The organism is Salegentibacter sp. T436, from assembly GCF_001932675.1.
GTDB classification, from domain to species: Bacteria; Bacteroidota; Bacteroidia; order Flavobacteriales; family Flavobacteriaceae; genus Salegentibacter; species Salegentibacter agarivorans.
In genome coordinates, this window is sequence record NZ_CP012872.1 from 1,455,309 (window position 1) to 1,480,672 (window position 25,364).

The window sequence follows — 25,364 nt, forward strand, 5'->3', positions numbered from 1 at the left end:
AATTATTATGGACATAGAAAATCTTGTTAGACTGCTTCTGATCATCGGGCTGGTAAGCATATTGTTCTATATATGTTTTAGGCTGATCAACCGCTTTGCTTTTATTTTGAATTTATTGCTGATAGTGACCCTTGGCATTTATGGGGTCCAGGATAACCAGTGGATTCCGGCTTTATTATTCCTGGGGTGTCCGTTGCTCCTAATCAATACCCTGATGTATGTATTTTTACATAAGGGTGAGAATAATAAAAAGATCGATAGAAAATACCAAGTCGGTTTTACGACCACCAACGGAAAATTTAAACTGGAGAATATTAAACGCGGTGTTTCCGTTATTGGCTCTGCCGGAAGCGGGAAGACCGAAAGCGTGGTGTATGGCTTTTTAAAGCATTTTCAAAAGGAAAATTTTTGTGGGGTGATTCACGACTATAAGGACTTTGAGCTTACCGAAATGGCCTATCCCCTTTTTAAGGACCGGGAAATTCCCTTTAAGATTATTTCCTTTGATAAAATCATCCATCGGGTGAATCCCATAGCTCCACGATACCTGGAAAATGAGGAAAGCGTCAATGAAGTCTCCCGGGTCCTAGTGGAAAACCTACTTGAACAACGAGAGTCAGGTACCTCGGGGACTACAAAATTTTTTAATGATGCCGCAGAAGGGCTAATCGGGGGACTGATCTGGAAATTAAAAACGGATTACCCGAAGTTTTGTACGCTCCCGCACCTTATCGCTACCTACCAGTACCTGGATACCGATAGCCTGATCCAGTTTTTGGAAACCAATACCACCTCCCGAGCAATGGCCGATGCCTTTATCAGTGGGAAAGATTCTGAGCGGCAAACGGCCGGTGTAAAAAGTACCCTGGCCAATGCGCTTAAAAGGATCAGTACCCAGCAGATTTTTATGGTGCTTTCTAAAGATGAGGTTCCGCTTAATATTAATAGTGAAGAAAACCCTGCAGTTATTTCCGTAGTGAACAATCCAAAATACGAAGCTTCCTACTCTCCGGTAATAGCCACTATTATCCATACCATAACTAAACAAATGAGTGTGCGAAACTCCAAAGCTTCCTTCCTACTGATGGAAGAAGCCCCCACCCTTCGTTTGTTGAATATGCACCGGATCCCGGCAACCCTGAGGAGTTATGATATCGCTACTATTTATGTAATGCAGGATAAGATCCAAAATGATGATGTATGGGGATAAAGCTAGTAAGGCTATTTTAAGCAACCTGTCCTACCAGTTCTTTGGAAAGGTAAATGACCCCGACACCGCCAAATACTACGAGCGCTTTTTTGAAATTGTAAAGAAACCTACCACCAGTGTCAACCGCGGGTATAGCCTTGATTTTGATACCCGAGTAACAACCGGGGAGAAGGAAATCCCAAAAATCCGTGCCGATGTTTTCTTTCGCCTGAACCAGGGAGAATTTATAACCTATGCAGATGGAAAGGATAAAAAGGTACAGTTTAGATTGCAGAATATTAGGCGCGATCTGCCTTCGGCTAAAGATCAAAAACCTTATTCCAAAGCTGATTTGGAATCTAATTTTGAGCGGGTGTATAAGGAGGCCAAGTCTATATTTGACCAGTAATTATAAGTATATTTGTGGCGTTAAAATCTTTTTTATGAGTGAGACCAACCGTATAGAATATAAAAGGGAGCTTTCCGATGGTTTGGAGAAAGAAGTTGTTGCTTTTTTAAATTATCGTGAAGGCGGTATTATCTATATAGGGATTGATAAGGAAGGAAGAACTTTTGGGGTGAAAGATCCTGATAGTGTGCAATTGAAAATTAAGGATAGGGTAAGGAACAATATACGGCCTTCTGCACTTGGGTTATTTGATATTGTAACTGAGGAACGGGATGGGAATGATATTCTGAAAATCATCGTAGCAAGCGGTTCAGAAAAACCTTACCATCTCAAAAAATTTGGAATGAGTGAAAAAGGTTGTTTTATACGGCTTGGTTCTGCGGCAGAGCCTATGTCACAAAAACTCATTGAAGAACTTTTTGCCACACGTACCCGAAATTCTATCGGAAAAATAAAAGCACACCGACAGGATTTAAGGTTTGAGCAACTTCATATATATTACCAGGAAAAACAAAAGCCCCTCAACAAACAATTCAGAAAAAATTTAGAGCTAACTACGACAGGAGGAGACTTGAATTATGCAGCATATTTATTAGCAGATGAAAATAATGTTTCTGTTAAATTAGCTAAGTATAAAGGGAATACACGGGTCGATTTAGTTGAAAGTAATGAATATGGTTACTGCTCTTTAATAAAAGCCACTAAGAGCGTATTGGATAAAATGAACTTGGAAAATCGAACGATTACCAAAATCACCCACAGTGAACGAAAAGAACATCGTCTTTGGAATGCCATTGCACTGCGGGAAGCCATTATAAATGCCTTTGTCCATAATGATTACACTCGTGAAATAGCTCCAAAGTTTGAAATTTTTAGTGATCGGATAGAAATCACTTCTGCAGGTTCTTTACCGGATGGCTTAAGTAAAAATGAATTTTTTGAAGGTTTTTCGATTCCCCGCAACAAAGAATTAATGCGCATTTATAAAGACCTAGATTTGGTAGAACAACTTGGATCGGGGATCCCCAGAATATTAGAATCCTATAGTAAAGATTCCTTCCGTTTCTCCGAGAACTTTTTACGAATGGTTTTTCCAGCTTCAGAAGAAGTTTTTGATAAAACTACTAATGAAACCCCGCAAGTAACCCTGCAAGAGACCCCGCAAGTAACCCCGCAAGTTCAGGATCTCTTAAATGTGATTAATGGTGAAGATAGCAGAAGTGAGTTGCAATATCATTTAGGACTTTCCGATAGAGAAAATTTTAGAAAAAATTATTTGCAACCTGCACTTGCCGAAGGCTTGATTGAAATGACCATTCCCGAGAAACCACAAAGTAGTAAACAGCGTTATAGACTGACTGGCAGGGGTGCAAAAGCCAGAAAAATTTAAACTTTTAAAGTCGGAATTTTTCAAAATTATCAATTAGGATTATTAATAAACCGATGGGAGATCTTTAGTTTTAAATTACGTTCCCCATCCTTTTCATTAAGTTCCAATATCGCCCTCCTTTCTTTAGACAAGGAAAATTTTGGCATCACATAAACCAATCTTACCGTTTGTTTTTTTCCAATCTTAGCCGGCAAGTTGTACTTGAAAACCGGATCCTGGTATAAGCGTTGTAAGGATTTCTTCTTTCCCTTTTTGCGGGTTTCAATCGCCAGGTTTAAGAAATTAAGATCATAATCCAGGCTGGATCTATTCTCAATTTCGATCACAAAATAGAGCTGCTCCTTATTATAAACGATATTCTCAACACTTAAAATAATACCGTTCTTGCGTTTTTTTATGCGGCCTATGTGTTGCTTTTTACTCAGCAGGTAGCTGCAGAATCTGCGGTAATGATCTTCCTTCTTGTTTAAGTTCTTTTGCGGTTTTTTGTCCTTAACTGAATCCTTGACAACTGGCTTTTCTTTTCCAATCCTTTCCGCTTCAGGGATAAAATAGTTCAGCCGGGAAAGCTGTTTCTTATACTTCAGGATATAGGAGAATACCGAACCATTTGTTCCGATAACAAGTAAATTACTTTCTCTGCCGGGCTTGGCCTGCAGCAGTCCGAAGTGTTGCTGCTTTTCCCGGTTGTAGGTAAAGACAAAATGCTCAGCACCGGTAATACCCTGGCTAATTTCCTCTGGAAAAAATAGCGCAACATTCTTGTACTCATTAGCGTAAATAGTGTCCAGTTTTTCCTGGGTTTGTGCACTGGTCATAATAAAAACAAGTAGAGCGGCCTTGGTTAAAATATACTTTTTCATAATGATTGTTTTATTGGTTAGCCAATCCCCAATTTGATTCAGGTCTGCTGGCTTTGAGAATTAATCTGTAATTATTTAGAATGGTCACTTTTACATTGCGGTTATTTCGGCGAAATACTTTGCTTATTCCAGTGACCTGGGGTACACTTGGGATATTAATATCACCGATTACATCATCCAAGACTTCCGTGGTTACTTCCGCCCGGAAATTATTCTCGATGTAGATACCTTCGCTACCATCTTCAAGGTCAAAAGCTTTTAGGCTAGTTTGATGCTTATTGATATTTTCAATCTCAATCAGGACACGATTAGGCTGAAAACTAACAAAACCAAAAACCGGGGTGCTTTTGGGAATAAGTTTATCACCAATCCTGGCAGGCTGCGAAAGTCGCATCCGAAGCCTGGAGTTGGCTTTGACTACCTGGGTGCCATCGACGACCACCTTAATTTCCTTATCGGTAGCTTCTTTGGAAGAAACCTCGGGTTTCATAGATGCAGAAGCAAAGAATAATTGATGTTCCAATTCCATTTCTTTGGCCGCTATTTTTTGCGCTTCCTGAATCTCTGCAGTATCAGCCTTCGCTATTGTTTTAATTGAGTATGAGCCGTTATTCTCCGGTGGTCTGGTTGGCCGAGTTTGTGTAAGGTTTACAATTTGCGCCTGCCGGGCTTTTCCCAGCTCATAAATACTATCGATCTTGCGCTCTTTTTCTTTTTCCAAAAGCTCGGTGTCGTAATAACCTAAAGAATCCAAAAACGTTTCATCATAAATACTTGGCGCATTCCTATCCCGAACTTCTTTGAGGTTATCAATAGCCTCCAGTTTGGAATCATAGGTTTGCTGGCTTTCTTCTTCAAGGGCTGGGATTTCCGTTTGCCTGAGGTTTTCCTGTTGCTCTTCCTCCTCCCCAGTGATCATTAAGGTATAGGTGACAAGAAAAATCACAATGACCACCAGGACGCTAATGAATACAATTTTGTTCTTTTCAATTTTCATCCGTTCTAATTTTAATTTTGTGAGGGTACTTTTCTTAAACTGTTTTCGAAATAATCCGTTATGAGAAGTCCGTGAGGGTTATGGGGAAAGTGTCGATCTACGATGAGCAGTTTTCCTGAGCTTACTAATTCATAGGTGTCTACTATATTGCCGCGGTTGATTTCAAAAATAACAGTGGTTTTAAAATGAAACGATTCCTCCTTTTCTTCGAGCTGCGAATCGATCGTTAATACCTTTTGAACCAGTGAGTACTGCAATAAGCGGTTGTAAACCCCTTCGGCCTTTTTCTGCCTGTATAGGTTATCTACCGAACTATTGCCAAGCCATAATGCTTTTTCCAGGTTTTTCTCATAGCTGCTGGCATCAATATTATAGAAGTAGGTGTGAAACAGCTCCAAATGGGCCAGGGCCTCTACCCGGAAGTTTTCTTTTTGGGTAACCAGTTTTAAAGGAATAATACTGCCGTCGGTATTGATGGCGAAGGCACTGTTCAAGGCCTTATTCCTGGTGGAGATGGCCATCCAAATTGCAAACACACTGCAAAACATCGAGCAAAGCACTACGGCCAGCACGATAAAGCGGTTTACCTTTAATACCGAATAGATATTTTTATAAGGTGTTTTCATTTTTAGAATATTTTTTTCAATGATTTAAAGTGGTTATATCGGTTGCTATTGATTAAGTGGTGAACAGTCTCAGGGTAAATGAAATGGCACGCCGGTAGAGCTTGAATTTTAAAAAAACGATAAATACTATCGAACCCAGTTCTACCACAGGGGCAAAAAAACCGCTCCCGTAATCCGTACCGAATAGGTTTTCCCAAAAATTGGTGTTGATTTCCGTATAAAGAGCATTGATAAATACATTAACCAGGAAGAATGCAGGCACCAGCATATATACCGCTGCATACAACCGGAAAAAACCATAGGCCATCGAGCGAAACTTTTCAAATACCGCCAGGCTAAGTACCAGCGGAAAAAAGGCCTGCATAATCCCAAGCAGGAAGTAGCGCTCCGCAAGGAATAAGGGATAAATGAATAAATCCAAAATCCATAAAAACAGGCTGATAAGAAAAGCAAAGGTTTTAAACCCATATAGCGGCGTAACTAGAGCCTCATAAAGTAAAGCCATAGCTTTACGCATCGCCCCCATAGGGGAGACATCTTCTTCGATGGGGATCTCCTGCATCTGAAGTGGCAATAGGGCAGGAGCTGTATCGCGGTATTGATTTTCAATAGCTACAAGAATATTGTCAAAAAAACCCAGGATTTGCGTTGAAAAAATAACTAGTAAAACCACCGCAAAGTTTTTTGCCAAATCACCGGGGGAAAGCCCCCAGGTATAGCCCTGCCTATCGGCTATCCCTTCATTATACTTTTTAAGGATGTTTACCAAAAAGAAAAGTACAGCCAAAGTTTTCATGCTAACAATAGTATAGCGGGAAAACTCGCTCTCCTGGATGGTTTGGAAAACACCATCGATATATTCGACACCTACAGCCAATATGATTACCCCTTCCATCATCAAAAGCCTGTTTCCCGATTATTGATCCTGTCCTGCATTTCCCGAAAAGAAATGATCTCGCGGTAACGCTTGGTTTTTAGCCGCACATCGGTCACCATTTCTTTAGACTCGAGTTCTTTTCGCTTTAGAACATCCGCCCGCTCGGCATCACTCATTTTTAAATGATCACTTGATAAAATCTCATCGATAAAGCTTGCGGTCTCCAGGGAGTTATCTACCACGGCACTGAAGGATTCGGTCACCCTGCTTATTTCGTCGGGTTTGATATAAGGGGAATTCAAAATATCCCGAAGATCATCCTGCATCACCGCAATAAGCCGCTGATTGTTACGACCGATCTCACGAACGGCTTTTAAATCCTGTACCACGCTATTGACCTTCTCTATATTCTCTTTCTGTGCCTTTAAAAAGTTGACGGTCTTGACAAGATTAGCGGTTTGCTTGGCTGATTCCACAAGAGATTTAACCAGGCTGACAAAGTTCGTGTTATCATACACCGGCATCCCCTGGGCCACAATGTGGCCAGATGAAAATAAAGCTAGGGCAAGTGTGAGTATCCAGGTTTTGTGTTTATTTTTCATATCGAATTGTTTTAATTGTTAATGAGCATTTAGGCCTTCCTGATGAATTCCTCTATAGCCTTTTCCATATTTTTGGTCTCATTATAAATGGCCATTATGACCTCGTTTTCGGTGCCGTCGGTGAGATAGGCGGCATAGACTTCGGGTGGTACTTCCAGGCGGAAAATGTTGCTTTCCTTGCCTATCTTAATGAAGATCTCGGTGTACTTGCACTTGCCGGTCAAATTATTCCTGATCGATTTCAACTGGTTGAGATCGTGGCTGGACAGGCTCAAGCGCCTGGCCAGTTCTTCATAACCTTTTTCATTATTCAGGCTGTAGATCACCTGGGTGTTTTCCAGGATGCTTGAGGAAGTCGCATTATTAGGAAGCTGATTTATGGATTGTAAAATAATTCCAATGGCACCGTTCTGTTTACGGATGGCCTGGTAGTAGAATTCAACGCTTTCAAGGACATTGTCAAACTTGAGTTGCTTGGCGAATTCATCAAAAAGGATGATTCCCTTTTCTGCCCTGTTTTTCCAGATCGTACGCTGGATCGCCGACTTGATTAGTTTGAGCATCACCGAGAGGATCTCTTTATTGTCCTTAACTTCATCGAGTTCAAAAACAATCAGCCGCTTATCTTCGATCTTGTAAGTTTGATCTTCGCTAACTTCAAATAAGAAGCTGTATAGACCATCGCCGACATACTCCGAGAGCACATGCAAAAAGTTAATAACATTGAAGTAGTCGGGATGGATTTTAAGGGATTCCAGCAGCTCATCTTTTCGCTGCTCGATAAAACGGTAAAAACTATCTAGGGAATGGTTTTCCGTGGTGTTTTTGTAATAGTAACGGAGGATCTTTTTAATGGCTACGGATTGTGCTTTGGTAACTTTATCATCTGCAGCAATGAGTTCTAATAGGAACACTAAAAGATCCTCCAACCGCTCCGGGTTTACATCATTGGGATTGGATATGTAGAAAGGATTGATCCCTAAACTCTTTCCGCTCTCGTAGCGCAATACAGTGTACTTATCAGGATAGAGTTTAGCGAACTTGGTATAAGAACCTCCAAGATCGATAATCACCAGCCGTACTCCGTTTTCAAAATACTGGCGCAGGATGTTATTGGCCAAAAAGGATTTCCCTTCCCCGGTAGGGGCGAAGATGGCAAAGTTCCGCGCCTTAATGCGTTTCTTTCCCTCATCCCAAACATCTTTTAGCACAGGAATGTTATGCTCGCGGTCATTAAAAATGATACCGGTAGGGTCCGATTTGTAATTGGTGTTATTGATAAATAGGCACAAGGCATGTTTTAAATCGGTCACATAAAGATCTTCATCGGAAAAATTGGAAGAGAAGCAGCAGTAGCTGTTCAGCAGGTAATTCTTTCGTTCTTCGCCCCGCGGAGCGTAAGGGGTAATATCCAGTTCCTTAAACTCCGCCTTAATTTTAGAGGCAATGCCTTCCAAATTACGAGGATTCCGATCCCAAAAGATGACATTAAGATGGCCCCGGATAATCCGTGCGTTATCATCGCTATTAATTTTTTCCAGGATTTCCTGAATCTTTCCTAGAACGACTTTGTTTTGTGATCCAAAGTTGGAACTTTTGCTAAGTTCTTCTACTTTTTTATCCAGTAGCTTGCGCCACTTGTGTTTATCATCTAGGTAGAGGATCTGGTTGACTATATGGTTTTCCTTTAAATGAAGCCCCAGCCCATCAATAAACCCCTGGTGAAATACAAAATCATCGGATGTGAATTTCTCATTGGTCTTGCTCGACTGTACCCTTTCGCCAAAGCACAGCTCGCTATTGATAGCTAAGGCATCAAAATAATTATCCCCAGTTTGAATATGTTGTTTTTCGAGTAGGATATCGGTATCGAAACCCTCATTGAAACCATTAAAATATTCGGTAGTGAGATTGGTGATTTCTTCTGGTTTTAATGCTTGTATGTAAATCTTTCGGCTGTTTGCTATAAAGGAAACACAATCACTTACCGAGCTGATAAAACTTTGCAGGTTCGCATCAAGTTCCCTGATGATGCCTCTGGAGACTTTTCGAAAAGGGTTTACGTATTTGGAGTTGTTTAACGCTTTGTTCCTGGTCAGGGTGAAGAATAATAAGGAGCGGTGTTCCATAAACTCTCTATCTTTAAAATGATCCCGGGTGGCCTTTTCCAAAAAGGTTTTGTTTGGAAGTGCAGTTGCAGTGAATGCTTTTTTCTCATAAATATCCTGCTTGTGCACTACTGTACCCACCGGTAGGGATTTAAGCGCCTGGAACCAGGTGGCGTGCAGGTCTTCAAAATCTTTCTCTGAGAGGGAATAGATTTCAGGGAGGTCCAGCTGATAACATATCACAACGTTACCATTACCGGAAAAAACGATATTGTCTCGGATATCGGCAATTGGCCAGTGGGAGGAAAGCTTAATTTTTTTCATAATCGATACCAGAATCTTTTTTGTTACTAATCATTTTCGGAAATGCCCCTGTCATCTGCATAAATTCTAGGAGCCTGCTGGTACGGTTTAACCCGATATACAAGAATGCATTAAAGAGCATAGCGCTGATAATCATACCCAGGCTGAAGGAAAAAATGATGACCAACAGGGAAGCGATAATTGAAAGCATCATTAGTGCAAATAGGGGAAGGGAAAGCCCAAAGATGACGGCACCCTTCCGAATGTTCCTATAAGGTTCATACTTCTTCATGATTTTACCTTTTAAGAATTAAACTACAATGCTGATCAAATAAGTGAAGATGCCTACCACGGCTCCTGCTATAAGTACAAAGACCAGGACGCGGGTAATTCCCTTTTTGAGATCGGAGTTTTCCCCAAAGAAGTGGCCGGCATTAAAAAGAAAGCCGACCAAAAAGATGATTCCAAGTATAATTGGAAATATATTCCTTATAGTATCGGAAATATCAGCCACAGAATCTTCGATCCCGCCGATTTGCGCAAAAAGTGAAGTGGAAAGCAACGATAAAAAAGTTGCCAGGAAGATTGATTTTTTCATAACGGAAAATTTTAAATTTTTGATTCGATTTCGTTATGAGAAAATTAGAAATTTAATGACTTAAATTATTGAAAATCAATAAATTGTGGATAAAATATTATTTGTAGTTAGTTGATTTTCAATGGTTTCATTTAGCACTAAATGCTATGAAATTTTGAAAATGGGGTGTTGATAACTTGAAATGTGGAAAGGGGAGGAGGGGACAAAAACATCAATTTTGTGATTTTGTTCCTGAATATGTGCATCAATTTTGACAAGAACCGGCAACCAGAAAACGAATTGTTATTGATGTTGGACACAGGGGAAAAGAATCTGGTGCCATCGGAATAAATCGCATTAAATAAACAGATGTGGTACTGGATATAACCTTGGAGCTTTAAGGCTCAACGAAAAGTCATAAAAACCAGTGGATATTTATTTGATCCGGTATAGCGATACGCTTATTTCCTTATCCGATTGTACTAAACTGGCAAAGGCACTGAATGCTGATTTGTTTATTTCTTTGCACTGCAATCATTCTCATAATCCCACTGCAAGAGGGATTTAGGTGTATGTTGAAAAATACGAATCTAGAAATTCAAATGAGTCTACTTGGTTTGTCTATCAATTACAAAACCAAATTAGAAAGCATTTAGGCTTTGAAAGTAGGGGTGTGAAGTTTTTTAATTTTCAAGTGTTTCAGGAAACAGTTGGTGCTCCTTGGAATTGGGCCTTATGAGCAATCGGGATGAAAATTCTTTTATCCAAGCACATCCGAAGCATATTAGTCTAATCTTATTAACTACTCTAAAAAATGTACAATGAAGAAATTATTTAAAGAAGTTTTTAAAACAACTAAAAAGATATTTAAACAGCTTATTGCAGAATTCTTGATTTACCGCAAAAAGTGATTAGTTGTGAGGTTTATTATTAGTAAAAATGTTTTTGCAAGATTGAACTTCTATTATGCTGAAATGCAATTGAAGCTAATTCGGCAAAATTTTTAATTTTTGTTGGGTCACTCTCATCCATATCAATAAAATTATCTTCGTTGAGCAAAACATCTATTCGATCGTAAATAAAATTAGGATTATCCTTTTCCGACTTATCGATTCCTTGATATAAAAGACTGATATAATTTGCAACGAGTTGTGATTGACTTTGCATAAATAAATCTATTAGCCGTTGACGTTTGTCTTTTCTCATCCAGTAGTAAAGCCCCCATCTTTTCCGAGAATTACCATCAGTAAATTTTTTATGACCAGTACCTAACGACAGTATTTCCAATTGAGACATTTCAACTTTAAAAGCTTTAATTGCTTCTAAGAAAGCTACCAAAGTTGGATTATTTGCCATCACACCGCCATCTACTTTGTTTGAGAAAATTCTCTTTGTCCCTTTCAAATCTACATATTCGGATGTGTAAGGATTAAAATAGGTGGGTGCGGCAGATGTTGCCATTGCAGCCTGGTATGCAGGAATATGGTAGTCTCGCTCAAATGCGGGATGGTATTTTGTTTTGAGAACACTTGGATTGCCCTGGATCAAATCGTATATGGGGATGCAAACATCTGTTTTACAATCATCAAGCCTTGGTTCTACGCCATCATTTATTTCCTTAAATTTATTGCGCACCAACTTTTCTAAAAATTCTCTTTCGTGTGCAGAATTACGAATTTGTCCAAACCAGAAAGACTTCTTTTTGCCAAATATCCCTTTGGCATTATCTAAATAAAGATTATAAATTTCCTTAGCGGGAATGCCAAGTGCTAACGCAATTGCTATAATTCCACCAGTCGAAGTCCCTGTAATCAAATCAAAATGCTGATAAATCTGGAATTTACCATCCGAGCGATTTTTTAGTTCATCCTCAAGTAGCATTAAGAACATTGCTGGAAATACACCCTTTACTCCACCACCATCTATGGAAAGTATTTTAAACTTTTTATTTTTCATCTCTTATAATGTTTGTATAATCTTCATTAGGGTATTCATTATGACCACCACCATACCATTGCCCTTCTGGTAGCCATAATTCGTAATAATAAAGCCATTCACTTGCCCAAGGAATTACCGTATCCACAATATAAGTAAATCCATTCCACTCTTTTTTACTGGGGGAAAACAAACACAACTGTTGTTGTTTACTATTATAGACGTGAGGTAGCTTGGTTCTGTTTGAAGCAATTTTTAAATCCTTCTCAATCACAAACACTCTAATAGACCTATTCTTTTCGTAGTTAACGAGAATTTGGTACTTTTCGCTAATAGCCGTAGGTTGAATCTCTATTATGATTTGAAAGCTGTCCCAAGAATTTTTGACCAATTGTGAATCTGGGAAATCTATTTTAATCTTTTTTAGCTGTTCTGAAGAAAGTATCCCTTTAAGCTTTCTCTTGCTATTGGTTTTAAAATATTGACTTCTCATCTTTAAATATTCCCTTCAAAATTATGATTAGGAATTGGCTTACCAACACTGCCTAAAAGACCAGTACCTATTGCCATTTTTCTATTTCCTTTCTCACGTAGAATCCTATTTTTTTCGCCATACTCAGCAAAAGTTCTCTTTACTACCTGATTTCCGTACTGCGCCGAAAATGATTCATTTAAAATATGTAGTCCCTTATTTTCACCATACTTAATCGCAGATAAATCCTCTTCCAATTTATCAAGCCAGGCATAAAAGTATTCTTCTTTTTGAGCAACTAATGCCCATTTATCAGCAAAATTTTCTGCTTCATTAACTGGGTTGCTTACCCATCTTTCTTGTTGACCTGTTTTAGGATTTAGTTTTGTTTCAATATAACTCCGCAATCTACTAACAATGTTTATGTAAGCATCGGCAATATTTTCACCTTTATCATAAGCTCTACTCGCAAGAGTAGTTATGATAATAGAAATAGGTTTGTTTTCACTGTCATACTCATCTGAGGAAAACATTATATCTCTGTGTCTTTTTAAAAGTTGAACTACACGCTGTAACGGCATTTTTTCCTTTTGAAACGGACGAACTGGGTCGACGGATTCGCTCAGGGCAAACATTCGTTTTGAACTGTATATTGCTCTTTGAAAAAACCATTTTGCATACCCAAAAGGATTGCTTTTTAGCCACCATTCAGTCTCGGTCATTATTGAGTAGAAAATGTTCTCTTTATCTGTTATTCGGATGGCCAATTTGTTTGTATCCAATTGTTGATGATTATTGAAAGCTTCGTTAAGTAAGACTGTAAAATTCTTATCGGCAATGGATGGAAGAATATCCATATGATAATTTGCTTGGTCTGAATATTCAAGTGTCCAGCACCTTTGGCCACCATCTTGACTTTCCAGCATATTTTTATACACAGAATGCTCTTTAAGCCTATCACCAACAGCTTCTTTTAAATGCTTTTGGGTCCAATGGGCAGGCTTTCCGTTTAGTTTACACACAAGGTCGATATCAATGTCGTCATCTTCACATATTGGCTTAATAATAGTTCCGAGCATAAAAGATCCTTGAGGGATTATTCTTGGCGAGTAAGGAAAAAGGAAGGAACCTTCCTTAGATAGCCAATCACCAACCGCTTCGTAGCTTTCTACTGCTGCATTGTATTGATTCTCTGTAATATCCAAGTTCTCACCCAGAATTTCGAGTATTTCATTAATTTCTTTTTTGTAGGATTCAGTCATGTTTTTATATTTTAAATGGTCTTCTTTGGGATGTTGTCAACGACAATTTGCTTTGTGGACTATGGCGATGCTATAATTATGGTGGCTGACTTTAATGAGAGCCACCATAATTACTTAGTTGGGCTGTTCAAGAACTTTAGCTATACTACCAATGACAATTAATGTAGCAAGTCCAAAGGTTATAGCTTTAGCTACATCGCCTCGAACATTAACACAATTGTTCTTATGGCAAACACTTAGCCTACCTTCTGCAAAATTTATAGAATTCATAAAAGAATTGTTTAATTGAACACTACCCCAACATCAAGCTCTGGGGAATAAGCTTACTTTTCTTTTCTTACTCCTTTAAAAGGTTTGTTGCTTGAGGTTTTTCCATCCATAAACCTACCCGTGTTTGAATCACGTTTTACCCAAGAATCAGTTTTTGGGTTGTAGGTCTGTGAACGGTCTCTCACAGCACCTTTTCTGGAATTGTCTTTTGGTGGATTAGTTGCCATAATTTTAATTTTATGTCCTTTGGAGTTTTCTATATATTTGATCTCCTAATGAACGTATTAATAATTTGATTTATATAGTTATATGAACAATGTGTGACACGTAAAATTTTGTCACACTCTTATCATATAATATTGAAGGTGTTTATGGACATAGAAACCCAATTATTAGAAATTGCTGTGAAGGAAGACTCTCCTTCTGAAGCCAAAAAATCAATATCAATATTATATGAGCATTTCAGAAAATTTGTTTACAATGTAACGTACCAGCATATTGGATTCACACTGCAAAGAGAAGAACTTGCATTAACAGTAACCTCAGAAGTATTTATTAAGATATGGGATTCTCCTTTAGATTGGGAGTATGACAAAAAGAAACACTCCACCCAAGAAGATGGTTTTAAAGCGTATTTAGCCACTATTGCTCATTATAAGTTGATGGAGGAATTAAAGAAAATTAAATCTGTTCGAGAGACTGAATCAACAATTATTGATGATGAAGACAGTGAGTGGAAATGGTTTGTAAGTGAAGAGGAATTCAATCAGTTGGATAAAGAGCTGGAAGAAAAACGTAACTTGATAGATGATTGTTTAGCCGAATTTTCTGGTAAAAAAGCAGATATTGTACGTATGTACTTTTTGCTTTATGATGATGAAAAAAGAATGACAAAGGAAAAAATAATCCTAATGGAAAAGACTTTTGAAACTACTTGGCAAAACATCAGACAAATCATATCAAGGTCAAAAAAGAAAATCGAGAGTATGTTGAAGGATAAACTCTAAACTTATAGAAAATGACATCTAATAAAAAAGACATTGGAAAGCTCTTGAGAAAGCACGGATATTCTACACCTAAAAATTCAGATGAAATTAAGGCATTTGAAAAAAAATTTAGTGATGGGTATGTAACTCCAAAAAGGTGGCCTGACATAGCAGATATTATTTCTGGAAATAAATCTTCTGCTAAGGTTATATCCATTGAGAAATCTGAAAACAAGGCTTCAAAAAACTTAGCTATGGCGGCAAGAGATGGTAAAAAAATATCTGAGAAAGATAGACAGCAAATGAATAAGGACAAGAGAAATGCCAAGAAAAAATGAATTCCTTTCACGTAGCGATGTTGAAGAACTTAATGAATTGGCTAGTGGTATTGCTGATTACTACTTTCCAAATGGGCAAGTCGATCCCATATTAATCGCTGAAAAGAATAATATATCTTACAGTTTTGGCAATTACTCAGACTCATTTGATGGTCTTCTTGAATGTGAGCATAATAATTTCCATATTTTCATAAACTTAGACAGGTTATCTCAAGCCTACTCGGAAAGAGCCCGGTTTACTTTTGGACACGAACTAGGTCACTATTTTATAGACGATCATAGAAATTCACTACTCAAAGGACTTTCACCTAGTCATTGTTCAATTACTGGATTTCAAAGTAGAAATAGGGCGGAAAGACAAGCAGATTATTTTTCTTCTTGTTTATTGATGCCTGAAGTTGGATTTAGAAAATATTGTTATCGGAAAAAATTTGAATTTAGAATAATAGAAGAGCTGTCAAAAAAATATGGAACCAGTAAAACAGCAACTGCACTTAGGTTTTGCGCTATTGGCAATCAGCCTATAATGGTTGTTTATGCTTATAAAGGCAAAATTAAGTGGTTCTGGTCATCATTTGATTTTAAATTTAGATGGTTAAAATATGGTAAGGATAGACTTCCTGAAGATACGGTCGCGGGAGAATATTTTTCGATGGGTAGGGTATCCTCACGCACTGAACCAGTATTTGCTATGGACTGGTTTGATATAAAATTTTCCGGTCAAGCAGAACTTCCTTTTAAAGAACATTGCCTAATGAAAGGGGCGCATACGCTCAGCATAATCTGGGAGGATTAGCTTAGCTTATTATTTCCTCTTATCCCTAGCATTTTGATCAAAAGCTACTAAATTAAACAATTCCCGCATCCGGCTGCGAACACGGTTACCGTAACGTTCTTCCAATTCTTCAGCATTTAAATTAGTGGTAGCATGTGTTTTTACTTTTCTATTGGTTTCCAGGAAAAGGTCATATCGGGAGAGTAGTACTTCTCCCATAACATTCAGGTCTTTACCGTAAAATCTACCGGGCGGTTCAACGCCCATATCATCAAAACAGAAAAACCTGGAACTTCCATATTCTTCTATAGTTTTATATCCCAAATGATTAAAACTAAAGGTTACATTTCGGCAAGGGATCATTTCGTAAGTGCGTTGTGCGGGCACCAGGTGCCTTAATAATTTCATCAAAGAAGTTTTACCGCAGCCTACTGGACCTGAAAGTAGTATCCCTTTTTCGATATCAATTTCATATTTATCGCAGGTAGCCTTGTCCCTGATGAAATAAGAACATAACTTTAATAGGATTTTTTTGTCTTTCTTATAAATTTTGAAATTTTTCCCGAAGAGCAATTTTCCTTTGGCATCAAGGTAGACCAGAATTTTTTCAAAGTCATAGTGCACACATTTTCCGTCAAACCTGCCTAAGGAATATTCAATGCCACCTTCAATTATTTTAGAGGGGTTGTCCATAATCTTTATTTTTTGTGGTTCGCAGGTTGTCCCTGAAATGGGATGCTTGCTTTTTATTTAACTTATTTTTTTCTTTCATAAGCGATTTTTGTTCGACCCAATATTTAGCCAGAGCGCGCCAATCTCTCACATCAGAACCATCACTTGTCTGCCACTGCCGGTCTTCATAGTACTCGTAGAACTCTTTTCCATAATTAAGATTAAAATTTTTATTACTAAAAAAATCCAGTACCACCTTCAAACTGTTTGGATGTTTATTATGTTTTATTGGTTTAGTATTGTTTATAGTAGATACCAAAGCTTGTCCACTGGTGGGACAGTGTTGGTCTATTACTTGTTCCCTTATGGGATGGTAGCGTTCCGCAAGTTGTTCTAATTTGGGATCGTAATGGTCTTCCTCAGGTTCATCACTTGTCCCTATAATAGACATCTTGATTTTACTGCCTTTATAAGGGTTATTGGAAGGAAAGTATTCCAGGTAACTCCAGGTATCAAGATTGGTTATACATCTGTGATAGGTAGATTTAGATCCTATCTTTGCAGCATTCATCAAATCCCTTCGGTTCACGAAAAAATCCGGCGCGAATCTGCTACTATTCCATTCCTGGAATAAAGCCATATACAAGCTGATATGCGTTGGATTTAGACGCTCATCAAAATAAAATTTTTCAAAAGCGGCGTTTAAAAGCTTTATATAATTCATCGCTTAGTATTCTAAATGATGCACACGATTCTCTTCCATTACTTTTTGGATTTCATCCATCTCGTAATAAATGAGCCCACCTATTTTGGTATAAGGCAACGTACCGTTTATTCTTAAGTTTTGAAGCGTTCCAGGACTTACCTTGAGAAGATCCATAACTTCAGCAGATTTCAGGTACTTTTTAATCCTTCCTGACTTTTGCTGGGCAAGCAGTTTTTTAATGTCATCCAGCAGTTCCATTTTAAATTCTCTTAAATCGTCGGTGGTAATAATTGATGTAGGCATAATACAATGGATTTTAAAAAGGGGACTATAGGTTATAATAATTTAAATAGCCCCCTTCAGGTTATTAAAAAAGTCTCCTGTCAAAATTGTAATTAACCTTTGAGAGTTTTTATATAGGGATGTGGTAACTACGTAAAACTTTAACGTTTCATAGTTTTTGATACGATTTGAGATAATTTGGTAAATTCAGTGCCTTGAAAAATGAATTTTGTGCTGGAAATAATAGACAAAACCGAAAACACGTAACTACGTGGTTACTTACGTGTTTTTAGAATAAAAAATAAAAGAAAATTGAAAGTGGTTGCACTCCTTTGCAAGAATTGAAAAGTATTGGATAATGAGATGGAGAAAGATAATTTACTAGCAGGGGCAGGGGTACATGGTTAATTGGTACTATTAATCATCATCCTTATTCATTTTGGTCTCAAGCAACATTATTAACAGGTTTAAGAATTTAGTGCGGTCGCCTTTTCGAGCTTTAATATTGGAGTAGGTTTTATAGGGATTAGCCAGCTTGATATTAAAAATATCCTCAAAAGCCTTGCAAATGGTAATAATGTCTGATGTTCCGTGGTTTAAATATCCGCTGGCAAACAAGGCATATATAAGCTCAATTAAATCAGTTTTTCCGCCTGACCAGACTAAAAGACTGGGTTGTCGTTCTCTAAATTCAGAACTACTGCCGGGCTCTAACCGCTCTAATTGTTCACGGATATAATGGATGTAACGATACAGTGCCTGTACTTTGGCCCAAAGCATATCATGACTGGTAGAAAACTCAGGATTTTCGTAATAATTAATGGAAGGGGTAAGGGAAAAGTCCACCTGACTCTGACGGCTAAAGAACTGGTGATCCAGATAACTATGGTTTTGTTCCATATAATGAACAAATCCGTTATTCGTTGAAAAGAACTTATTGATTTTCTTGATTTCTTTTTTCAGAAATCGCACTTTATGAGAGTTCCCTGCTTTGGGCAATAAGAGCTCGCAAGAACGTACCTCAGTGAAATAGATAAGGTAGCTCATCGGGTAGGGTTTGATGTTTTTGAAAAAATCAATTTCCGATTGGCTATCCTCAAAATCTTCCCGGTCCACCAGCTTTTGCAATCGGGATAAGGTTTTGATACAAAGATTTATACCGCATTCAGCCTTTTTCAAATCGGAATCCTCCGACTTGATAATGCCTTCAACCTTTTCGCTAAATGTCGACATAGTCTTTTCGAACATGCTGGTAGTAAATGAAAATATATAAAATCGTTGTTGGGCTCTTTTCAAGTTTGGTTTTGTTTAGATATATTATACCAGGGGACCCTAATTGGCAATAAATTAGCTCAAATTATATGATTCGAGATGTTAAAAGCAGAAAAACTGCTAAATATTAATTAAATTCACAAGTTTACTTCCAGATTGTATAAGTATTAATTGAATTTTATCTTTTATATTTGAGATATGTAAAACTGGTTCTTCCAGATACTCCCTTAAAAAACCCTACTTAACAAAAATAAACAGCCCCTTATGTTTAAAGGTAAGTATGGTACATATTGGATTGAAGATGGTATTCTATTCGTAGATTATAAGCCAGATCTTGTAGTCTCTCTAAAAGTTGCCAAAAGAATTGCTCGAGACCGGATGGAATTTCAGCAGAACAAGGAATATCCGGTTTTTTGTAATCTTGACGGTATTGTTGGAGCACATTCAGATGCCCGGCACTACCTTGTTCAAGAAGGGACATTGCTAATAAATGCCCTGGCACTTCATTCCACATCTCCGGTTGCTATTCGGCTTACCGAATTCTATCTCAAAATTCACAATCATAAAATACCGACTCAGATTTTTAAACATAAAAACCAGGCTATGCATTATTTAAAACCCTACACCCAATGAAATATTAATCTAAACCTACAATTATGGAACGTGAATTTAATAGGGCAAATTTACGTGGTATATACCGCATGCTTACCGAAATAGCTAAAGGCAATTTTGCCTTTCAAATCAAACGCACCCACCACAGGGATGAGCTCGAAGGGCTCAATGCTTATGCAAATCAAACTTCAGAAGAACTTTATAGAAAGCGGCATCAATTTTTATGGCTTAATAGAAATACCGAAGCTATGGTGATCCGAACAGCGAACTTTCTGTTGGACAAAAATTTAAGGGTGATGGATTATAGCTATAAGCATCCTGATAATATTGAAGTTGCCCAAAATAATATTTTAGGCAAAGCATTTTCTGAACTACTTGTTAGAAAATTTCAGGAAACTTGGGAGAAAAAAATCCTGAAGTTCATAGCAGGCAAAGAACAATCTTTTGATATCCGTTTGGAATATCATTTTGATGAACTGCTAAAAATAAATTTGCATACTGTTGTCTCTAGGTTAACAGGTGTAGTAGAGGAAAAATATATAGTGACTTCTTATCTTATGGATGGCTCTAAAGATTTTTTCTCAGAATTACCAGAAAATTCTGAAATCAAAACGTTTTCAAAATGGGACCAAAAATTATTTCACGAAATCCATATCTATATTATTCACCATTTGGATGAACCTCCTAAAACTTTAGATCAATTAGCTATGCTCTTCAATACCAATGAATATAAAATAAAGACTGGGTTCAAAGAGATTTTTGGTTGTACCCCAAACCAATATTATAATAAGCAGCGCATTCGGGAATGTAAAATACTCATTGAAAATACGAGTCTCTCCCTAACGGAAATTTCAATTAAGATGGGCTTTAGTTCTTACCCCCATTTTTCGAAGAGTTTTAAAAAGGAAACTCATGTAACTCCTAGATTTTACAAAAAAATCACCCGAAATTCATAAAATTTGGATGAATTTATACTGATCTGACAAGTTTACCTCCACTTTGACTAAGTATTTTTACTGATATTTACACTGTTGATGATCAATGAATTAAAAGCTTTTAAATGGAGTTTTTGAAGAATGAAGTTAAGAAGCAAAAACTATAAGCCCTACTTCGTTTTCAGTAACACTCCTAAAGATTTTATTGCGCGATGATGCAGGTGGAAGCCGATTACCTGTTTTACAACGGCATTATTTATTAATCTATAAATTTAATACGATGAAAAATTTAAAATTTTTATTACCGATGTTGGCAATGATATTTGCCATAGGATTGACCTTTGCTACGGTAGATCCGGAGCCGAAGCCGGAACCAGTGGAGCAAGCACAGGACTATATTTTACTCAATGGAACTACTTGGGTGAGTATTGATGAGCAACCATGTGAAACCGGGGAATTTACCTGCCGCGTACAAGACGGGGAAAACGGACCAATATATGAAGTCTACGATGAAAGGAACGATGAAGAGCCAAAAGGAAGCTCTTCTGAGGATCCAATGGTTATTGAACTTTAATTGCTCAATTGAATGTTAGGCACATCGCGTAAAGTGATGTGCCTTTTAACTTAGTTTACCTGCTTCCTACTTTCAGGAAGAGAAAGAAATTTTTGCATGTTTTCTTCGGTTAGATATCGTTTGGCTGCCCTATTGATTTCTTCTAAGGATATAAAATATTCCAATAAAGTGCCATACTGTAAAATATCCTGAACATAATTTTCTCCAACCACCAATTTAGACTGAAGGTATTCAGGCCAGAAATTTCCATAACCAAAATTATTAAAACGTCCTTCAAACCCCTTTACTTCCTTAGCAATGTTTTTTTCCAGCCATTCCCTTTCTACACCTTTTTCTTTTAATGCCAAAAATTCTTCCCTGGCATATCGAATCATTTTCTCTTCATTACCAAGTTCACTGTTAAATTGGATGAAAAATGTAAAAATTCCATTTTTAGTATCAAGCCATTCTCCATTTCCAATAGGTGCATAGCAACCATCACGTAATCTTTTTCTGATGCGATCTCCCAATGCTCTAGACAACAGCCTTAATATAGCTTGAGTTTTTAAATCTCTTGTTACCTTAACCGGGTAATAAAGATTAACAAAAGCTTGGTTTATATTTTTAAAATAAAGGGTGTCATCTATTTTTTTCAAAGGAAAATCAAAACCGGTCGTTTTTCCTGAAAACACTTCCCTACGTGCCGGAAAATTTGAAAGTTTTTGAACTATTTGAGGTATTAAACGACTTTTATTAAAACCCCCAGTAATTATAAATGTATAGTCTTGGAAATTATTAAACCATTTTTTGGAGGCATTTATTACTTCTTCCTCTGTTAAGTTTTCTAGGTCCTTCATTCTCATTTTTGGAAGCTGTGGATACCATTTAGTTAGAATTTCATTTTTTATAAAACTGGTTGAACCCCTCAGTCCAAACCCGCTCAATTGTTCTTTCTTTTGAGCCTTCCATCCAGCAAAGCCAACCGAATCTTTCCTTGGATTGTTCATATATAAATACAAGAGGTTAAATAGTTCATTCCAGGACTCTTGAGTACTACTCCCAGTTATCAATTGAAAATCCTTAGTTTGCCTAAAATTAATATTTAAGTGCTTTTCATTTTTAAAGCGCTCCAATTCAAATTTGTTATAGGGTCCGGCACCGGTATATCTTATTACCTCAGGATAAACCTTTGTCGCCAGATATTTTTTGCGATTTTTTAAGGGGTTTCGATTTGATCGAAAAGCTTGAAATGAAATTTTATTTTTGAAATTATCAGAACGTGGCTTGGTTGGTTTTAGGACTAATTTAATTCCGTTTTTAAGCTTTATTGTAGTTACACCAATAATATTTTCTTTTTGTCCAAAATCATTCTTGTTTACTTTATTCGGGATATTGGCTGCTTTTGCTAAAGAATGTATGGGAGGAGGTAGTGGCTTTAAAGGAGTTACTTCTTTGGCACTAATTTCCCTGATCCATTTCCTTAATTTTTCATCTGAGGGTATGCTTTCAATCTTTTCGCTAAAAAATATAAAATCTGTATTTTTATTCAGTGCTGCTTGTTCACCTATAAAAGCTGTCATTTCCCTAAGGCTAATCTGTTCAAGAATTTCAGAAACCAATTTTGATTCTACGCTTGGATGAGGGGCTGCGCTACCTTTTACAAAATGATCTTTTAACCTACTAATCCACTCCGAGGAAGGATAAGAGTTTCTTTCTGTATATTTTTGCATTAGCGATTTCTTGCCTTTTTCTAAATCAGAACTAGTTATTCCCAAATGCATTTGTCTCCAGGCTAGCATTGTTTTTTCCAGACGCTTTTTCATATGTGTGGTATCATTTGTTTCAAAATCAATTTCCATTTTTGAAGCCAAAATTTGTCCTCCTCCTAACAGATTTCGCCTATAATTAAGATTCAAATTGGAATATGGGGGGTGACGTTGCTGTTCAAATTGGTTTTGTTTTTCTTCAATTAATAGCCAATAAAGTTCCTGAATTAAGAAAGACCTATAATCAGATTTAGAACTTGGATTGTAAGAATAATTAGGTTGCTTTCGCAATATTGTTGATCGAAGATTGGAACGTACACTATCAAGCACACTTGTAAACCAAATTTCCCCATCCAATTCAAACTTCTGAGCATTTACATAGGCTTCAGCATTTTTTGGGTTTTCTGGTACTTTCAAATCCGAAAATAAGCGCTTTATTTCTAATTCCGTATTATCCAGATTAATATCTCCAACGATGATTGCAGCTTGTAAATCCGGTCGATACCAGTCTTGGTAAAACCGAAGAAAAGAATCCGGGTTAAAATTTTGGATACTTGTTTTTTCCTTTTTGAAATTGAAAGTTTTAAAATCAGTAGGTTCTAAAATTTTTTTATGAATGACCCTGCTTTTCCAGTCCCTATAAGGATTAATCGTTCTCATCTCACCTAATACCGCAGCCTGTTCAACAGCTATAGACTTTTGGTTTATACGTATGCCACGTGCCCAATCCCTAAGCACTTGTAGCCCATCTTGATATAATGGCTTATTTTGAGATGGAATAGTAGCATAGTACCAGGTAAATGTATATCCCGTTTTGGCACTTTTATTTTGTGCGGGTCCACTAAATTTGGCATCCAGGCTTGGAAAATTCTTTGTCCCTTTTGCTAAAACGTGCTCTAAAAGGTGGGCATATCCCAATTGATCTTTATCCTCATGATACATTCCTGCTTTTACAACCATATTTAGCTCGATACGATTGGATGGAACATCATTCTTTCGAAGATAATAGGTGAAACCATTGTCAAGGCTCCCATACCTTACCAAACTATCCAATTGTAAACTTTCTTCTTTGAGTCCCTTCCTATTTTCCTGCGTTCGGCCACTTCCAATGCACAGGAATAGAAATGCTGCTAAGAAAAAGTATGATTTGTAAGTTTTATTTATAGTTCGGAAATTAATAGCCGTCATTTTGATCTAGGTTTGGGTTTTTTCTTCGCTCTTCTGCAGGAATAGGATAATAAACATCCGTTTCTTCCCACATTGGTTTAGATTGTCCTAAGACTTCTCCTGCTTTATTTATACGTTTTAAGTCCAACCACCTATGACCCCATTCAGCAAATAATTCTTTTCTTCGCTCTTCTATGATTACATCAAGTAACTCTTCCTGAGAGATATCAGGTCTGGTATCCGCTATTAAGGACAGTCCGGCCCTACTTCTTATAATATCTAGATCCTCAACAGCACCTGAAATGTTTCCCTGTCTTGCCCGCGCTTCAGCCCGAATTAAATATTGTTCTGCTAGGCGTAATACCATAGAATATTCCTCAATAGGGAATTCACTCGTATTCCAAACTTTGTATTTATAGGCGAAAAAGGCCTCTTCCTCATTGTGATAGCTTATCCAATTATTAAATCTTAAATCATCTTCTTCAAAAATCTCCACAAAAGTTTCTCGAAGTTGTATACTGGCCACAAATGAAAACACAGGATGGATAAGAAACATACTTGCTTCGTTGGTATTACTAATAAAGCCTCCATCTCCTATTGGGGAAATTTGCCAAATAGCTTCTTTGCTATTAACCAAAAACACATCGTTGAGATTATCCAAAAGTTGATAGGTGCCAGTTTCCGCTATAACCTGGCTACTTAGACTCTCAGCATCTTCCCAATTCTGCAGGTGTAAGTTTACGCGACTTAACAATGCTGTAGCTGCATATTTGTTAACATTGGTACGTTCTCCATTTAAATAATCCGTACCTAATACATCAGCAGCAATTTCCAGATCATTTATTATTTGATCATATACCTCCTCAATAAGAGATCTCGAAGCTAATTGATTATTGTTATATTCAGTGGTTGTTAAAAGGGGTATTTCACCATAGAGATTTACAAGATAAAAATAGCTAAAGGCTCTAATAAATCTGGCTTCACCTTCTAATTGTAATTTGACACCTTCGCTTAAATTTTCGGAGTTGTATACTCCCTCCAATAAGGAATTGGCCATATAAATAATATTATAGGCACTGGACCACAAATAAAGGTTATTTGGGTTATCGGGGATCAATTCATTTTCCTCAAATTCCATCCGGGTATAATTACTCGGATTAATATTCCGAATATTATCGGCTGATAATCCGGACAGGACAGTTACACTGCTTCTGGAGCCATTTGAAAATGCTGCCTTGAATAATTGATTGTAAATTCCATTCATTGCACTTCTCGCTGTTGCATCAGTGCTGAAAACATCCTGTTGTATTAGCTTATTATTTGGAGAGCTTACTTCCACGAAATCTTCGCACGAGAGGAATAGAAGCGCTATAGCAATTACAAATGTGTTATTTATAGAAAGTCGTGATTTCATAATTAA

The 25,364-nt window shown here is 37.3% G+C and carries 26 protein-coding genes and 1 pseudogene; 9 read left to right on the top strand and 18 right to left on the bottom strand.

Going from position 1 to position 25,364, the window contains the following annotated elements:
• The first annotated feature begins 7 nt into the window (after positions 1 to 7).
• Positions 8 to 1,598 (top strand): annotated as a pseudogene (locus AO058_RS06545) (type IV secretory system conjugative DNA transfer family protein).
• Between the two features lie 34 nt (positions 1,599 to 1,632).
• On the top strand, positions 1,633 to 2,988 hold the full coding sequence (locus tag AO058_RS06550) for a Fic family protein (protein ID WP_013073394.1): 1,356 nt from the start codon (positions 1,633 to 1,635) through the stop codon (positions 2,986 to 2,988).
• Between the two features lie 29 nt (positions 2,989 to 3,017).
• On the opposite strand, the gene AO058_RS06555 is transcribed toward AO058_RS06550, so the two are convergent.
• The 8 genes from AO058_RS06555 to AO058_RS06590 are packed head-to-tail and all read right to left on the bottom strand — an operon-like array spanning position 3,018 to position 9,962.
• On the bottom strand, positions 3,018 to 3,851 hold the full coding sequence (locus AO058_RS06555; RefSeq protein ID WP_013073393.1) for a DUF4138 domain-containing protein: 834 nt from the start codon (positions 3,849 to 3,851) through the stop codon (positions 3,018 to 3,020).
• A 10-nt stretch (positions 3,852 to 3,861) separates the two neighbouring features.
• Positions 3,862 to 4,848 (bottom strand): conjugative transposon protein TraM, encoded by a 987-nt coding sequence (gene traM, locus AO058_RS06560; protein WP_013073392.1) that lies wholly within the window; start codon positions 4,846 to 4,848, stop codon positions 3,862 to 3,864.
• 11 nt (positions 4,849 to 4,859) lie between these two features.
• Positions 4,860 to 5,474, bottom strand: coding sequence for a conjugal transfer protein TraK (locus AO058_RS06565; protein ID WP_013073391.1), 615 nt, complete (start codon positions 5,472 to 5,474; stop codon positions 4,860 to 4,862).
• Between the two features lie 52 nt (positions 5,475 to 5,526).
• A complete protein-coding gene (locus AO058_RS06570) occupies positions 5,527 to 6,369 on the bottom strand; it encodes a hypothetical protein (RefSeq protein WP_041579132.1) in 843 nt (280 codons plus the stop codon).
• Positions 6,370 to 6,371: 2 nt separating this feature from the next.
• The gene (locus AO058_RS06575) at positions 6,372 to 6,953 is read right to left on the bottom strand and encodes a conjugal transfer protein (RefSeq protein WP_041579130.1); all 582 of its coding nucleotides are present in this window, start codon (positions 6,951 to 6,953) and stop codon (positions 6,372 to 6,374) included.
• A gap of 29 nt (positions 6,954 to 6,982) precedes the next feature.
• Positions 6,983 to 9,385 (bottom strand): TraG family conjugative transposon ATPase, encoded by a 2,403-nt coding sequence (locus tag AO058_RS06580; protein WP_013073388.1) that lies wholly within the window; start codon positions 9,383 to 9,385, stop codon positions 6,983 to 6,985.
• On the bottom strand, positions 9,372 to 9,656 hold the full coding sequence (locus tag AO058_RS06585; RefSeq protein WP_041579128.1) for a hypothetical protein: 285 nt from the start codon (positions 9,654 to 9,656) through the stop codon (positions 9,372 to 9,374). Before AO058_RS06585 ends, AO058_RS06580 begins: the two co-directional genes overlap by 14 nt.
• A gap of 18 nt (positions 9,657 to 9,674) precedes the next feature.
• Positions 9,675 to 9,962 (bottom strand): hypothetical protein, encoded by a 288-nt coding sequence (locus tag AO058_RS06590; protein ID WP_013073387.1) that lies wholly within the window; start codon positions 9,960 to 9,962, stop codon positions 9,675 to 9,677.
• A gap of 406 nt (positions 9,963 to 10,368) precedes the next feature.
• On the opposite strand from AO058_RS06590, the gene AO058_RS18645 reads away from it, so the two are divergent.
• Positions 10,369 to 10,509, top strand: coding sequence for an N-acetylmuramoyl-L-alanine amidase family protein (locus tag AO058_RS18645; RefSeq protein ID WP_229792169.1), 141 nt, complete (start codon positions 10,369 to 10,371; stop codon positions 10,507 to 10,509).
• Positions 10,510 to 10,871: 362 nt separating this feature from the next.
• Here the strand turns inward: AO058_RS18645 and AO058_RS06600 are convergent, their stop codons facing one another.
• The 4 genes from AO058_RS06600 to AO058_RS18510 form a co-directional block, all read right to left on the bottom strand.
• Positions 10,872 to 11,897 carry a CBASS cGAMP-activated phospholipase gene (locus tag AO058_RS06600; protein ID WP_013073384.1) on the bottom strand — a complete coding sequence of 342 codons (1,026 nt, stop codon included), beginning with the start codon at positions 11,895 to 11,897 and terminating at the stop codon, positions 10,872 to 10,874.
• Positions 11,887 to 12,369 carry a hypothetical protein gene (locus tag AO058_RS06605; RefSeq protein ID WP_013073383.1) on the bottom strand — a complete coding sequence of 161 codons (483 nt, stop codon included), beginning with the start codon at positions 12,367 to 12,369 and terminating at the stop codon, positions 11,887 to 11,889. The genes AO058_RS06600 and AO058_RS06605 overlap by 11 nt, the downstream gene beginning before the upstream one ends.
• A 2-nt stretch (positions 12,370 to 12,371) precedes the next feature.
• Positions 12,372 to 13,610 (bottom strand): nucleotidyltransferase domain-containing protein, encoded by a 1,239-nt coding sequence (locus AO058_RS06610; protein ID WP_013073382.1) that lies wholly within the window; start codon positions 13,608 to 13,610, stop codon positions 12,372 to 12,374.
• 323 nt (positions 13,611 to 13,933) lie between these two features.
• Positions 13,934 to 14,107 carry a hypothetical protein gene (locus AO058_RS18510; RefSeq protein WP_013073381.1) on the bottom strand — a complete coding sequence of 58 codons (174 nt, stop codon included), beginning with the start codon at positions 14,105 to 14,107 and terminating at the stop codon, positions 13,934 to 13,936.
• 144 nt (positions 14,108 to 14,251) lie between these two features.
• On the opposite strand from AO058_RS18510, the gene AO058_RS06615 reads away from it, so the two are divergent.
• Genes AO058_RS06615 through AO058_RS06625 form a run of 3 tightly spaced genes read left to right on the top strand, consistent with a single transcriptional unit; the run spans position 14,252 to position 16,000 of the window.
• The gene (locus AO058_RS06615; protein WP_013073380.1) at positions 14,252 to 14,887 is read left to right on the top strand and encodes a sigma-70 family RNA polymerase sigma factor; all 636 of its coding nucleotides are present in this window, start codon (positions 14,252 to 14,254) and stop codon (positions 14,885 to 14,887) included.
• Between the two features lie 11 nt (positions 14,888 to 14,898).
• Positions 14,899 to 15,204: a hypothetical protein gene (locus AO058_RS06620; protein WP_013073379.1), complete on the top strand. Its 306-nt coding sequence runs from the start codon at positions 14,899 to 14,901 to the stop codon at positions 15,202 to 15,204.
• Complete coding sequence (locus AO058_RS06625; RefSeq protein ID WP_057482320.1) at positions 15,188 to 16,000, top strand: ImmA/IrrE family metallo-endopeptidase; 813 nt, start codon at positions 15,188 to 15,190, stop codon at positions 15,998 to 16,000. The genes AO058_RS06620 and AO058_RS06625 overlap by 17 nt, the downstream gene beginning before the upstream one ends.
• Before the next feature lie 9 nt (positions 16,001 to 16,009).
• Here the strand turns inward: AO058_RS06625 and AO058_RS06630 are convergent, their stop codons facing one another.
• From AO058_RS06630 to AO058_RS06645, 4 genes are all read right to left on the bottom strand, one after another.
• Positions 16,010 to 16,672 carry a hypothetical protein gene (locus tag AO058_RS06630; protein WP_057482319.1) on the bottom strand — a complete coding sequence of 221 codons (663 nt, stop codon included), beginning with the start codon at positions 16,670 to 16,672 and terminating at the stop codon, positions 16,010 to 16,012.
• Positions 16,656 to 17,375 carry a hypothetical protein gene (locus AO058_RS06635; protein ID WP_057482318.1) on the bottom strand — a complete coding sequence of 240 codons (720 nt, stop codon included), beginning with the start codon at positions 17,373 to 17,375 and terminating at the stop codon, positions 16,656 to 16,658. The genes AO058_RS06630 and AO058_RS06635 overlap by 17 nt, the downstream gene beginning before the upstream one ends.
• A gap of 3 nt (positions 17,376 to 17,378) precedes the next feature.
• On the bottom strand, positions 17,379 to 17,660 hold the full coding sequence (locus AO058_RS06640) for a helix-turn-helix domain-containing protein (protein WP_037317115.1): 282 nt from the start codon (positions 17,658 to 17,660) through the stop codon (positions 17,379 to 17,381).
• A 396-nt stretch (positions 17,661 to 18,056) separates the two neighbouring features.
• Entirely contained in the window at positions 18,057 to 18,686 is a 630-nt protein-coding gene (locus tag AO058_RS06645) for an RteC domain-containing protein (protein WP_232228895.1), read from the bottom strand.
• 489 nt (positions 18,687 to 19,175) lie between these two features.
• Between AO058_RS06645 and AO058_RS06650 the strand changes: the two genes are divergently transcribed.
• The 3 genes from AO058_RS06650 to AO058_RS06660 all read left to right on the top strand — a co-directional run bounded on the left by AO058_RS06650 (position 19,176) and on the right by AO058_RS06660 (position 21,032).
• Complete coding sequence (locus AO058_RS06650) at positions 19,176 to 19,544, top strand: DUF7793 family protein (RefSeq protein WP_057482316.1); 369 nt, start codon at positions 19,176 to 19,178, stop codon at positions 19,542 to 19,544.
• 23 nt (positions 19,545 to 19,567) lie between these two features.
• Positions 19,568 to 20,479: a helix-turn-helix domain-containing protein gene (locus AO058_RS06655; RefSeq protein ID WP_075325756.1), complete on the top strand. Its 912-nt coding sequence runs from the start codon at positions 19,568 to 19,570 to the stop codon at positions 20,477 to 20,479.
• A gap of 259 nt (positions 20,480 to 20,738) precedes the next feature.
• Entirely contained in the window at positions 20,739 to 21,032 is a 294-nt protein-coding gene (locus AO058_RS06660; RefSeq protein ID WP_057482314.1) for a DUF6520 family protein, read from the top strand.
• A 50-nt stretch (positions 21,033 to 21,082) separates the two neighbouring features.
• Here AO058_RS06660 and AO058_RS06665 read toward each other — a convergent pair whose 3' ends face one another.
• Both AO058_RS06665 and AO058_RS06670 read right to left on the bottom strand, forming a co-directional pair.
• Positions 21,083 to 23,965 carry a M16 family metallopeptidase gene (locus AO058_RS06665; RefSeq protein ID WP_057482313.1) on the bottom strand — a complete coding sequence of 961 codons (2,883 nt, stop codon included), beginning with the start codon at positions 23,963 to 23,965 and terminating at the stop codon, positions 21,083 to 21,085.
• Positions 23,952 to 25,358, bottom strand: a complete 1,407-nt coding sequence (locus AO058_RS06670) for a RagB/SusD family nutrient uptake outer membrane protein (RefSeq protein WP_057482312.1) — start codon at positions 25,356 to 25,358, stop codon at positions 23,952 to 23,954. The genes AO058_RS06665 and AO058_RS06670 overlap by 14 nt, the downstream gene beginning before the upstream one ends.
• Between the last annotated feature and the right edge of the window lie 6 nt (positions 25,359 to 25,364).